The following is an 11,539-nucleotide window of genomic DNA, read 5'->3' as shown; positions in this document are numbered from 1 at the left end:
AAACTCGCCGTCCGCTACGAAGCCACCCTGCACATCGCCGCCATCAACATCTGGCTCGCCGACCTCACCAAGATCAATTCCTAAACAGCACCTAGCCGCCCGTCGGGCGGCCGCCCCGGAAGCGACGACGGGTCGGTGCCCCCGCGGAGGCGGGCACCGACCCGGGTGGGAAATCGTTCCGTGTCAGGAGTCGAGGTCGACGGACTGGAACGTTTCGTAGTGGTCCGGCGTGTAGTAGAACTCGCCGCCGTCACCGGCGATCACGCGGTCGGAGTAGCCGACGTGGAACAGCTGGTAATAGCCGTCCTCGCAGTCGGGCAGGACGCCCTCGCGGTTCTCGTAGGTCTCGCCGGTCCGGCCGCTTCGGGCCTCCTCGATGGTCGTCCGTGCGTCCGCGGGCAACGACGACAGGCCGACGGTGTCCAGGCCTGCCGCCTCACCGCAGCCGGGCTCCGGTTCCGGTTCCGGGTCGGGAGCCGGCGTGGAACCGTCGCCGAAGAGCTCGCCCGCCCACTCGGGGTGGTCGATGAACGGGTTCCGGTTGTTCTGGAACTGTTCGTAGATGACGTCGTTGCGCGTGCGCTCCACGTCGCTCACCGGGTCGGCGGCGTGCCAGTCGAGCAGCACCGAACTCCGGCCCATCAGCGGCTGTGACCCGTTGTCCACCTGATCGTTGAGCTCGAGGTCGGGGGCACCGCCCTCGCCCTCGTAGCGCACCGCCATGTAGAAGATCATGCGGGCGACGTCGCCCTTGACCTCGTCACGCGGCTCGTACGAGTCGTCGTCGGTGAAGTTGCCGGGTGCACCGTCGACCTCGCTGCCGCCGTTGTCGAAGTCCTTGTTGCCACGGGTGCTGTTGACCTGCACGTCCGTCGGGCGCAGGTGATGCGCGTCGGCGCCCGGGCCGGACGTGCCGAAATCGCCGTGCGACTTGGCCCAGACGTGTTCCCGGTTCCAGTCGCCGCTGCCACCACCGTTGGCGTCCTTGCTCCGTGACTCGCCGCTGTAGAGCAGAACGACGTTGTTCGGGTTGTTCGGGTCTTCGTCGCTCGCCTTGAGGGCGTCCCATATGTCGTCGTACGACAGCTGCGTGCTGTCGCTGATGATGTCGTTGAGCGCACTCTTCAGCTCGTCGCCGGTCAGGCCTTGGGCGGCGTCGTAGTAACCGGCGGGCACGTCCGCCGTCGCCGGAACCGGTGCGAGCATGCCCGCGGTGACGGCGAAAGCCGACAGGGCTCCCACCGCCCATCGGGTGGTACGTGTCCGCATCGCGGGACCTCGATTCTGCAGTCGTCACACAGGGCGACGCTCACTTTCACACGAAAGAGCAAAATGAAATAACCGACGAACGTCTGTGGGTCGATGAACAGGTCGTTACGGGAATGCGATATGCGACCGTCGCTCGGGTTGAATGGGCCGAAAGGTCCGCGCGCGCTGGTCCGTTCAGCGGTAGGTGGCGGCCACGGGAGAGTGTCGCGGGTGGGGGAATTGTCCGTTCCGATCCGGAAGTAGTCGGTGCGAACACTCGGGGGAATTTTCGCCGGCGGGGTTCTTTCATCTCTTTTCCGGGTGTCGCCGGGCGTCCGCGATCTCTATTCTGGCGCGGCCGAAACGGGCGAAAGGGACTCTTTTCGGCGGGTGTTCGGACGAGATGGGAGTCGTCGGATGAAGATGCGGAAGGTGGCGGCCACCGCGGGCGCGGCGGTGGCCGCGCTCGGGTTGTCCGCAGCGGTGCCCGCGCAGGTGGCCGCCGTCGAATCGGCGTCGGTGCAGCAGCAGGCGACGCCGGCGTGGCTGGCCGCGCAGGCGGGCGAGGTGACGCTGAATGTCGATTACCAGGTGCAGGAGACCTCCTACTGGTGCGGGCCTGCCGCGACGCGGATCGCGTTGTCGGCGAAAGGTGTGTACCGGAGTCAGGCCGACCTGGCGGCCGAGCTCGGTACTCACACCGGTGGTACGGACCACATCAGTCAGGTCACGTCCGTGATGAACAACCACGTCGGCGGTTATCGAACCACGGAGATGCCCAACGATCCGCCGACGCAGGCGCAGAAGGGCCGGCTGTGGGACGACGTCGTCACCAATATCAATGCCGGTGACGCGATCGTGGCGAACATCGTGGCGCCTCCGGGGAATCAGCCTCCGGGGTATCCGCCGGACCAGACGATCTATCACTACTTCACCGTGGTCGGCTACGACGACTACAACGGAACCGTGCAGATCGCCGATCCCGCGTCGTTCGGCGGATATCAGATGTACTGGCTCACGTTCGACCAGTTCGCCTCGTTGATTCCGCCGAAGGGCTACAGCGCCTGAGGTCCTGCGCCGGCGTGTGCGCTTTCCGCCTGCGGAGCGCGCACGCCGGCTCCTTCCCGTCGCACGCCGTCACCCCGGGCGAGCGGCGAGGGTTCTCCGGACCGGCGCCACATGATCTATTGTCGAACCACTACCGGAGAATCCACGTGATTTTCCACCTTTTGTATTCCGTCCATTCTTCGGGGTCGTCACCGATTGTTTCCGACGGGTGTCGGTGGGTAGTTCACCCGCTCTTTTTTCGGAATTCGGACTAAGCTGGAACTCGGTTTTCCTTACTTCGCCAGAAGGGTGGACCGAGGTGCCTTCTATCCAGGTGGAAAACCTCTACAAGGTGTTCGGCCGCCGTGCCGACGAGGCGGTTCGCGGCCTGCTGAGCGGGGACGACGGTACGGAGACGGCCGTGCCGGGCACCACCGCGGCCGTCGTGGACGTCTCGTTCGACGTGCGTTCCGGTGAGATCTTCGTCGTGATGGGACTGTCCGGGTCGGGGAAATCGACGTTGCTCCGGATGCTGAACGGAATCCTTCCCGCGACCCACGGCCGGGTTCAGCTGGACGACGTCGAGCTCACGGCGATGTCGGCGCGGCAGATTCGCGACATGCGCAAGCGGCACATGAGTATGGTCTTCCAGCATTTCGCACTGTTTCCGCACCGGAGCGTGCTGCAGAACGCCGCGTACGGGCTGCAGATCCAGGGACTGGGCAAACACGAGCGGCTCGAACGGGCCCGGCAGGCGCTGTCGTTGGTCGGGCTCGACGGTTGGGAGGATCGGCTCCCCGAGCAGCTCTCCGGCGGGATGCAGCAACGGGTGGGGCTCGCGCGGGCACTCGCGGCCGACACCGACGTGCTGCTGATGGACGAGGCGTTCAGCGCTCTCGACCCGCTGATCCGGCGGGAGATGCAGGACCAGCTGCTCTCCCTGCAGCGGCAGTTGGGCAAGACGATCGTGTTCATCACGCACGACCTCAACGAGGCGATGCGGCTGGGTGACCGGATCGCGGTGATGCGGAGCGGCCGGATCGTGCAGATCGGCACGGCCGAGGCGATCCTGACCGAACCCGCCGACGACTACGTTTCCGAGTTCGTCCGGGACGTGGATCGGGCGCGGGTCCTGACGGCACGGTCGGTGATGGACAAGCCGCTGCACACCGTGCCCTCGTCCGCCTCGCCGGACGAGGCGCTGCGAACGATGGACGAGCAGCAGTTGTCGACCGTGGTGGTGGTCGACGAGACAGGGGCGCCGGTGGGCGCCGTGCAGGAGTCCGACGCTCGCGAGGCGGTCCGGCACCGGAGGTCGACCGTGGACGCCGCGCAGCGGCCCGTGTCGCGGGTGCGCGGCGACACCGCCGTCAGCGAACTGTTCACCGCGGCGTCGGGGCCGCTGCCACTGGCCGTGGTCGACGAACACGGAACCCTGATCGGGGTCGTCCATCAAGCGGCGCTGCTCGCGGCGCTGGGCGAAGTGGAACGCGCCCCCGACCGCACTGAAGGGGAGGACCGCTGATGCGCGCCACGGCCGTCGCGGATTGGGAGGTGCCGAGGATTCCCCTCGGCGAGCGGTTCGCCGACCTGGTCCAGTGGTTGCAGGACAACTTCGGGGACTTCTTCACGGCGATCTCCGAGGGGCTCGACTCGGCGGTCACGTCGCTGGCGGAGCTGCTGACCTGGCCGCCGACGTGGGTGATGATCCTCGTCTTCGCACTGCTCGCGCTGTGGCTACGCGGCTGGAAGTTCGGGATCGCCGCGCTGCTCGGGTTCGCGCTGCTGGACGGGTTGGACTCGTACGACAGCGCGATGCAGACGCTCTCGCTCGTGCTGCTGGCCGGGATCGTGGCGGTGGCCATCGCGGTTCCGCTGGGCATACTCGGCGCCCGCAGCGACACGGCGAGCAGGATGATCAAGCCGGTCATGGATTTCCTTCAGACCGTGCCGCAGTTCATCTATCTGATCCCGGCGGTGATCTTCTTCGGGATCGGCGTCGGCCCGGGCATCGTCGCGACGGTGATGTTCGCGCTCGCGCCCGGGGTTCGGCTGACGGAACTGGGCATCCGGCAGGTCGACCGGGAGATGGTCGAAGCGGGGGAGGCGTTCGGCTCGTCCCCCACCCGCATCCTGACGGGAATCCAGATTCCCCTGGCCATGCCGTCGATCATGGCGGGCGTCAACCAGATCATCATGCTGTCGCTGTCGATGGTGGTCATCGCCGGCATGGTCGGCACGCCCGGGCTCGGGGCCGACGTCTTCGAGGCCACGACCCGGCTGCAGCTCGGCGCGGGGTTCGAGTACGGCGTGAGCGTCGTGATCCTCGCCATCTATCTCGACCGCATCACCGCGTCGATGTCCGCGAAATCCGCGGTCAGTCGCGCACGCAGGCTCGCGGGAGCGGCGTGATCACGGGGTGCGGCCCTCGGTGAAAGGAGGACGGAACGGATGAGAAGGCGAACATCACGAACGCTTCCCGCGGTGCTGGCGGCGCTGCTGGTCATGGTCGTCGGTGCCTGTGGAGGCGGTGACGACGAGAGCGGCGGCGGTGGTGGTGAGGGTGGTGGAAACGATCTCACCATCGGCTACATCGCATGGGACGAGAACATCGCGCTGGCCAACCTGTTCAAGGCCGAGCTGGACGAGCGGGGTTACAACGTGAGCCTCCGGCAGCTCGACGTGGCACCGACCTGGCAGGCCGTCGCGCAGGGAGAGGTCGACCTGTTCCAGGATGCGTGGCTGCCCGTCACGCACTCGGACTACTGGGAGCAGTACAAGGACCGGGTCGAGGATCTCGGCGTCTGGTACGACCAGGCCACGTTGGACATCGCCGTGCCCTCGTACGTGCAGAACGTCAACTCGCTCGCCGACCTCAAGCAGCACGCGGGCCAGTTCGACGGCAAGATCACGGGTATCGAACCGGGCGCAGGCGAAACCCGGCTGGTCGAGACCAAGATGATCCCGGACTACGGCCTGGGGTCGGCGATGACGCTGCAGAAGTCGTCGACCACGGCGATGCTGTCCGCGTTGGACAGGGCGATCCAGAACAAGGAACCGATCGTCGTGACGTTGTGGCACCCGCACTGGGCGTACTCCCGCTACGACCTGAAGGACCTCAAGGATCCGAAGGGGTCGATGGGTGAGGCGGAGAAGCTGCACATGATCGGACGGGAGGGGTTCGGGCAGGACTTCCCGGAGCTGACCCGCGTCATCGAGAACTTCTCGCTGACGGAAAAGCAGCTCGAAAGCCTGGAGAACACCATCCAGGAGGCCGGTCAGGGTCAGGAACTGCAGGCGGCCGGGCAGTGGGCGCAGCAGAACCAGCAGCTCATGGACGAGGCGTTCGGTCAGCTCAAGGGTCAGTGACGTCGATCGGTGACGGACCCGAGATGGTGGGCGTGGTGCCGGCGGGCGATGGCCTGCCGGCACGCGTCGGTGCGCTCGGTGCACGGCGGGCACACCGTGACGGCCGCCGCACCGCCCGGCGACCGTGGAACGGCGGCCCGGCGGGTTCGCGATCAGACCGCGAAGACCTGGTCGTCGTCGGCGAACGCTTTGAACTCGAGCGCGTTGCCCGCCGGGTCGCGCAAGAACATCGTCCACTGCTCGCCGGGCAGGCCTTCGAATCGCAGGTACGGCTCGATGACGAACGTCGTGTCCGCGGCGCGCAGGCGGCCTGCGAGCTTGTGGAACTCGTCGACCGTCAGGAGCAGGCCGAAGTGGGGCACCGGCACGTCGTGCCCGTCGACGGGGTTGTGCACGCCGTTCTGGCGACCCGGGGCGAGGTGGGTGACGAACTGGTGGCCGTGGAGGTTCCAGTCGATCCACGTGTCCGAACTGCGGCCCTGTTCGAGCCCCAGCACATCGCCGTAGAAGCGCCGGGCGGCATCGAGGTCGTCGACCGGCATGGCCAGGTGGAAGCGCGGGATGGGGGAATCGAGGACGGTCACGGGTGCCTCCTGGGTCGCGGTCGGCCGTGCTGTCTTGCCTGAATGTTAACATTAGGACAAGAGGAGGTGCGGATGTCCGAGCGGACCGTCACACCGGCCCGCCGACGCGGGCTTGCCGACGAGGTCGCGGACTCGGTGCGCGAGGCGATCTTCGACGGCACGTACTCGCCCGGTGCGCAGCTGCGGGAGGTCGAGCTTTCGCGGGCGCTGGAGGTCAGTCGCGGCCCGGTCCGCGAGGCGCTGCTGCGGCTGGAACGGGAAGGCCTGGTGCGGACGGCCTGGCACCGCGGCGCGTTCGTCGTCGAACTGTCGCCCGCCGACATCGTGGAACTGGACAGCCTGCGCGGCGCACTGGAAGGGCTCGCCGTACGGCTGGTCACCGAGCGGGCCGACGAGCGCGACCTCGCGGAGGTCGACACGGCCGCGGAGGCGATGGGCCGCGCCGGAGACGCCTACGCGATGGTGCGTGCGGACATCGCCTTCCACGACGCCGTGTATCGGGCTGCCGGACACGAGCGGTTGCGCGAGGCGTGGCACGCGATCCGCTCGCAGGTGCACCTGTTCCTGCTGACCCGGGTCGGCCTCGACGCGGACGTCACGCATCTGCCCGCCGAGCACCGCGAACTCGCAGCCGCACTGCGTGCGGGCGATACCGACCGGGCGGCGCACTTGTTCGGAGAACACCGGGCGCACGCGTTCGCCGTGCTGACCGACGGGCACACCGCGACACCGTCCCCGGGACCCGAACAGTGGGAGTCCGAATAGGACGGCGCGCGGTGTGCCCGCCTATGGTGAAACGGTCGGCTACGGCTCGCCGCGGCGCCAGTCGAGGTCGCCGTCGATGCGCTGGCCCGCGATCGTCACGTCGTCGAACGTCAAGTCCTCGACGTTCTCCAGCACCATCGGTGTCTCGGACTCCGCCACGCTGACATCGCGCAGCGTGACGTTCCGCAACGGCACGTCCTCAGGCCCGTGAACCTCCAGCGTCGTCGTGGCGCTGTCGACCGTGAAGTCCTCGAACACCAGGTCGCGATACACCGGTGGGAAGTCCCCGCCGAGCTCACCGGGATAGTCCAACTGGAACCAGATCAGGGTATCGAACTCCTCGACCCGGAAGTCACGCACGCGGATGTGTTCCACCGTGCCGCCGCGATCGAGGTTTCCCTTGAACCGGATGGCCGACGCGCCGGAGCGCAACGTGTTGTCGTCGAAGAACACGTACCGGATGTCGCCGGACATCTCACTGCCCAGCGCGATTCCGTCCTCGCCACCCATGTCGTTGTTCCGGACGACGACCCGCTCGCTCGGCCTGCCGATGTCCCGGCCGTCCTTGTCCCGTCCCGACTTGACCACCACGGCGTCGTCACCGGTGCGGAACGTGTTCTTCTCCACGAGGACGTTCGTGCTCGAGTCGACGTCGACCCCGTCGTTGTTGGCGTTGTGGCTGTCGACCGTCAGATTCCGCACCGTCGCGTGATCGGTGTAGACCAGATGGTTGATCCAGAACGGTGAGTTGGTGACCGTGTAGTCGCTCAGCAGCACGCGTTCGGCGCCGAAGAACTGGATCATGCTCGGCCGCAGGAAGTGTCCCTCCCCGAACCGGCGCTTCTCGAGCGGCTCTCCGTCGAAGCCCATGCGCCGGAGTTTCTGCATGTCCTCGTCCTGCTTGGCGTGCCAGGAAAGGAACTCGCTCGCCTCGTTGCCGTCGATGACGCCCGTGCCGGTGATCGACACGTCGTGCACGTCCTGGGCGTAGATGAGCGGCGAGTAGCCGTACATCTCGGTGCCTTCCCAGCGGGTGTGCACGACGGGCAGATAGTCGGCGGGGTCGGAGCCGAACAGCAGCCGTGCTCCCGCCTCGACATGTAGGTCGATCTTGCTCTCGAGGTGGATCGGCCCCTCGCTGAGCCAGGTGCCCTCGGGAAGGACGACCCGGCCGCCACCGCTTTCGTCGGCGGCGCGTACCGCCGCCATGATCGCGTCGTGGTCGTCCGTCCTCCCGTCGCCGACGGCTCCGTAATCGGTGACCCGGAACCGCTGGTCGGGAATCGCCGGCTCCTCGACCCTGTCGACGATGCGGTCGGCCATGTTCCACAGCGGGTCCTTGCCCGCCGAACCCTGGCTGTCCGGCTCCGGCGCCGCCGTGGCACCGGAGCCGGCCGCCACCCCGGTGCACAGCAGGCCGACCAGTGCCGCGATGAGTGTCTTCTTCCTTCGTGACCGCTGTTTCATGCGTTCTCCTCCGCAGTGAGTCGAAGCGGTGAGCCGGTCAGCTCAGTGGGCCGGCGTCGATGACCTCGTCGTAGTGGCGGTCGTTGATGTCGACGTTGTCCAGGTGGAGGTTGTCGACGTGCTCCAGTTCCATCGGGGTGTCGACGTCGGAGAAGGTCGAGTCGCGGATGGTCACGTCGCTGATGGGCGACTGTTCGTAGCCGCGCAGGTAGAGGCCGAATTCGCCGCCGGTGCTGTGGACGTTCTCGATGCGGATGTCGCGCACGGTCGGTGTGTGCTCGCCGGCGTCGCCCTCCTCGTACTGGAAGTTGATTCGGATGACCTCGCCGCCGATTTGCGGGATGTCGTTGTTGCGGAAGTAGACCTGTTCGACGGTGCCGCCGCGCACGGAGTTCGTCTTGATCCGCAGTGCGCGGTCGAGGTTCTCGCTGTCCATGACGTTGTTCTCGGCGAAGACGTTGTAGACGTCGCCGGACATCTCGCTGCCGATGGTCACGCCGCCGTGTCCGTCGGCCATCGTGTTGTCGTGGATCACGATGTTCTCGCTGGGTACACCGATCCGGCGACCGTCCTCGTTGCGTCCGGACTTGATGGCGATGCAGTCGTCGCCGTTGTCGAAGCTGGAATTCTTGATGACGACGTTCTTGCTGGACTCGGGGTTGACGCCGTCACTGTTGGGCCCGACGGGACTGTCGAGCGTGACATTGTCGACGGTGACGTTCTCCGACAGGACCGGGTGGATCATCCACATCGGAGAGTTGGTGAGTGTGACGTCCTCGACGAGGATGTTCTCGCTCTCGTAGAACTGCACGAAGTTCGGCCGGAGCTTGCTGTCCTCGAACCGGCGCTGCTCGACCGGCACGCCGTCGGCGGCCCACTGGAACAGCTGGTCACGATGCTCGGTCTCGATGACCCCGCCGTCGCCGTTCGACTCTTCCTTCCACGGCCACCAGTGCTCGTCGTCGGCCTGGCCGTCGAGCGTGCCGCCGCCGGTGATGGCTACGTCCTCCGCGTCGTGGGCGTAGATGAAAGGCGAGTAGTTGTACAACTCGATACCTTCCCAGCGGGTTTTGACCGCGGGTAGGTAGTCGGCCGGGTCCTGGCTGAACCGGACGGTGGCAGCGTCGCTGATGTGCAGTTCGATGTTGCTCTCGAGGTGGATCGCGCCGGTGTGGAACTCGCCTGCCGGGACGACGACCTTGCCGCCGCCCTTGTCGGACGCCGCGTCGATGGCTGCGGCGATGGCGTCCGTACTGTCCCGCTCGCCGGTGGGATCGGCGCCGTAGTCGGTGACGTCGTACGGGCGTTGGGGGATGTTGGGAGGGGTGACCTCCTTGCGGATCCGGTCGGCCAGCTCCCAGCCCTGCGGTTCGGACTGACCCGGGGCGTGCTCGGGCGGGTCACCGGCCGCTGCGGGAGTGAAGACGGACACCGCGAGCGCCGCGCCGAACACGGCGGTCAGGGTGCGGGTGAGGACTGTTGACGACATGCGTTCTCCTCGCTGGTACTCGACGGTGAGCACACGTGCTCCCCGGCCGGTCCTGGCCGGGGACGGGTTCCGCGGGACGACGTCGACCCGATCTCTCGCCGATCGGCCTTGTCGGAAACCGGTTTCTGATGGAACAGCAGCCGGATTCCGGTGTCAATGGGAGAAGTCGGGCCGATCGGGCACGGCGTTCCGGCGCGCATGGCTTAGGTCAGCCGGTTCTGTGCTCCCGGGAAGGCGAACCGGGGAGGGTCGGCCAGTACCTCGGAAACACGGGTCGTGCGCTTCCGAGGTGGTTGACGTGGGATAAGGTCGAACATGGCGTCCCGCACCGCTGAAACCGCTTTCCGCATATGGGCCCGGTGTCGTGCGCGGCGGCGCGGGATGTCGACGTCGAGAACGGAGGGGTGGATCCATGGATCCCGTCGAACGTGCGCACTCGGTCACGATCAGGGACGTTGCTCGGGCCGCGCAGGTGTCACCCGCGACCGTGTCGCGGGTGATGAATCGCAGGAGCACGGTCGACGTCGAACTCGCCCGCAGGGTGCAGCAGGCGGCGGCGTCCCTCGGGTACCACCCGAGCGCCGTCGCCCAGGGGTTGGCGCGGGGACGGACCGACCTGGTGTCGATCCTGGTGCCGGACCTCGGCAACCCGATGTTCCAGTCGGTGCTGCGCGGGATCAGTCGCGCCGCCGGGGTGGAGGGCTATCGCGTCCTCGTCACCGACAGCCACGAGATGCCACTGGAGGAACCGTTCCTCGCGCAGGAGACGCGGTTGCGCACCGACGGTCTCGTGCTCTGCTCGCCGCGGTCACACGACCAGGAGTTGCTGGAACTGGCAGGCAAACTCGAACCGTTCGTACTGGTCAACCGGCACGTCGAAGGGTTGCTCGCGCCGACCGTCGCGGTGGACTACGCCGCTGGTATCCGTGCGCTCGTGGCCCACCTCGCCGGGCTCGGCCATCGGCACGTCGCCTACCTGTCCGGCCCCATGGCGAGTGTGTCGAACCAGCAGCGGCTCGACACACTGCACGCGTCGGCCGAAGGCCGGTTCGAGTTGACCGTGCTCGAGTGCGGCTCGATGCACGAGGACGGGTACGAGGCCGCCGACCGGGCTCTCGGCACGGGTGCCACGGCGATCATCGGGTACAACGATCTGGTCGCGCTCGGGGCCCTCGGCAAGTTCCACGCCATCGGTGTGTCCGTTCCGGATCAGGTCAGCGTGGTCGGGTTCGACGACATCGCGTTCGCCCGCTACGCCTCACCGATGCTGACCACCGTCGCCGTGCCGCAGGAGGCGCTCGGCGAGGAGGCCTGGCAGCGCCTGTCGGCCGTGCTCCGCGGCGAGGAGCCGCCCGCCGACGTCTGCTTCACCCCGCGTCTCGAGGTCCGGCAGAGCACGGCCAGAAACCCGCGCTGACCTGCTCGTGGTCTCGGCGAGCGGAGGCGTCGGCCACGGCCGATCCGGCTTCCGGTCTTGACAGCATCGCGGCCCCGGCTAGGGTGAGAAACCGGTTTCTCGTACGGAGTGTTCGTGCGGGCTCCATCAATGCCGATCGGAGTTTCTCGTCCC

9 protein-coding genes and 2 pseudogenes are annotated in these 11,539 nt (G+C 67.2%); 6 read left to right on the top strand and 5 right to left on the bottom strand.

The genetic code is table 11. From position 1 onward, the window contains the following. Positions 1-183 precede the first annotated feature (183 nt). A pseudogene (locus tag FHS23_RS23470) lies at positions 184-432 on the bottom strand (ribonuclease domain-containing protein); the annotation flags it as partial. A 60-nt stretch (positions 433-492) separates the two neighbouring features. Then, a pseudogene (locus FHS23_RS22445) lies at positions 493-1,269 on the bottom strand (endonuclease I family protein); the annotation flags it as partial. Between the two features lie 402 nt (positions 1,270-1,671). Here FHS23_RS22445 and FHS23_RS22440 point away from each other — a divergent pair. The 4 genes from FHS23_RS22440 (at position 1,672) to FHS23_RS22425 (ending at position 5,664) form a co-directional block, all read left to right on the top strand. After that, on the top strand, positions 1,672-2,316 hold the full coding sequence (locus FHS23_RS22440; RefSeq protein WP_425501165.1) for a C39 family peptidase: 645 nt from the start codon (positions 1,672-1,674) through the stop codon (positions 2,314-2,316). Between the two features lie 298 nt (positions 2,317-2,614). Further along, positions 2,615-3,820, top strand: coding sequence for a betaine/proline/choline family ABC transporter ATP-binding protein (locus FHS23_RS22435; RefSeq protein WP_183659372.1), 1,206 nt, complete (start codon positions 2,615-2,617; stop codon positions 3,818-3,820). After that, on the top strand, positions 3,820-4,707 hold the full coding sequence (locus tag FHS23_RS22430) for an ABC transporter permease (RefSeq protein ID WP_183659370.1): 888 nt from the start codon (positions 3,820-3,822) through the stop codon (positions 4,705-4,707). Before FHS23_RS22435 ends, FHS23_RS22430 begins: the two co-directional genes overlap by 1 nt. Before the next feature lie 39 nt (positions 4,708-4,746). Continuing rightward, positions 4,747-5,664 carry a glycine betaine ABC transporter substrate-binding protein gene (locus FHS23_RS22425; protein ID WP_183659368.1) on the top strand — a complete coding sequence of 306 codons (918 nt, stop codon included), beginning with the start codon at positions 4,747-4,749 and terminating at the stop codon, positions 5,662-5,664. Between the two features lie 152 nt (positions 5,665-5,816). On the opposite strand, the gene FHS23_RS22420 is transcribed toward FHS23_RS22425, so the two are convergent. Continuing rightward, positions 5,817-6,248 (bottom strand): VOC family protein, encoded by a 432-nt coding sequence (locus FHS23_RS22420; RefSeq protein ID WP_183659366.1) that lies wholly within the window; start codon positions 6,246-6,248, stop codon positions 5,817-5,819. Positions 6,249-6,320: 72 nt separating this feature from the next. Between FHS23_RS22420 and FHS23_RS22415 the strand changes: the two genes are divergently transcribed. Further along, positions 6,321-7,013: a GntR family transcriptional regulator gene (locus FHS23_RS22415; RefSeq protein ID WP_183659363.1), complete on the top strand. Its 693-nt coding sequence runs from the start codon at positions 6,321-6,323 to the stop codon at positions 7,011-7,013. Between the two features lie 39 nt (positions 7,014-7,052). On the opposite strand, the gene FHS23_RS22410 is transcribed toward FHS23_RS22415, so the two are convergent. Together FHS23_RS22410 and FHS23_RS22405 are read right to left on the bottom strand one after the other, a co-directional pair. Beyond that, positions 7,053-8,480, bottom strand: coding sequence for a glycoside hydrolase family 28 protein (locus FHS23_RS22410; RefSeq protein ID WP_246382609.1), 1,428 nt, complete (start codon positions 8,478-8,480; stop codon positions 7,053-7,055). A 37-nt stretch (positions 8,481-8,517) separates the two neighbouring features. Then, the gene (locus FHS23_RS22405; RefSeq protein WP_183659361.1) at positions 8,518-9,969 is read right to left on the bottom strand and encodes a glycoside hydrolase family 28 protein; all 1,452 of its coding nucleotides are present in this window, start codon (positions 9,967-9,969) and stop codon (positions 8,518-8,520) included. Positions 9,970-10,381: 412 nt separating this feature from the next. Between FHS23_RS22405 and FHS23_RS22400 the strand changes: the two genes are divergently transcribed. Further along, entirely contained in the window at positions 10,382-11,386 is a 1,005-nt protein-coding gene (locus FHS23_RS22400) for a LacI family DNA-binding transcriptional regulator (RefSeq protein ID WP_183659359.1), read from the top strand. The last annotated feature ends 153 nt before the right edge of the window (positions 11,387-11,539 follow it).

The organism is Prauserella isguenensis, assembly GCF_014191605.1.
Classification (GTDB): domain Bacteria; phylum Actinomycetota; class Actinomycetes; order Mycobacteriales; family Pseudonocardiaceae; genus Prauserella; species Prauserella isguenensis.
This window is presented reverse-complemented; position numbering and strand designations above follow the sequence as displayed.

Bases quoted from the DNA above. Each gene is read 5' to 3' on its own strand.
- FHS23_RS22400 (WP_183659359.1), top strand. From the start codon at position 10,382: ATGGATCCCGTCGAACGTGCGCACTCGGTCACGATCAGGGACGTTGCT.
- FHS23_RS22430 (WP_183659370.1), top strand. From the start codon at position 3,820: ATGCGCGCCACGGCCGTCGCGGATTGGGAGGTGCCGAGGATTCCCCTC.
- FHS23_RS22410 (WP_246382609.1), bottom strand. From the start codon at position 8,480: ATGAAACAGCGGTCACGAAGGAAGAAGACACTCATCGCGGCACTGGTC.
- FHS23_RS22405 (WP_183659361.1), bottom strand. From the start codon at position 9,969: ATGTCGTCAACAGTCCTCACCCGCACCCTGACCGCCGTGTTCGGCGCG.
- FHS23_RS22415 (WP_183659363.1), top strand. From the start codon at position 6,321: ATGTCCGAGCGGACCGTCACACCGGCCCGCCGACGCGGGCTTGCCGAC.
- FHS23_RS22440 (WP_425501165.1), top strand. From the start codon at position 1,672: ATGCGGAAGGTGGCGGCCACCGCGGGCGCGGCGGTGGCCGCGCTCGGG.
- FHS23_RS22425 (WP_183659368.1), top strand. From the start codon at position 4,747: ATGAGAAGGCGAACATCACGAACGCTTCCCGCGGTGCTGGCGGCGCTG.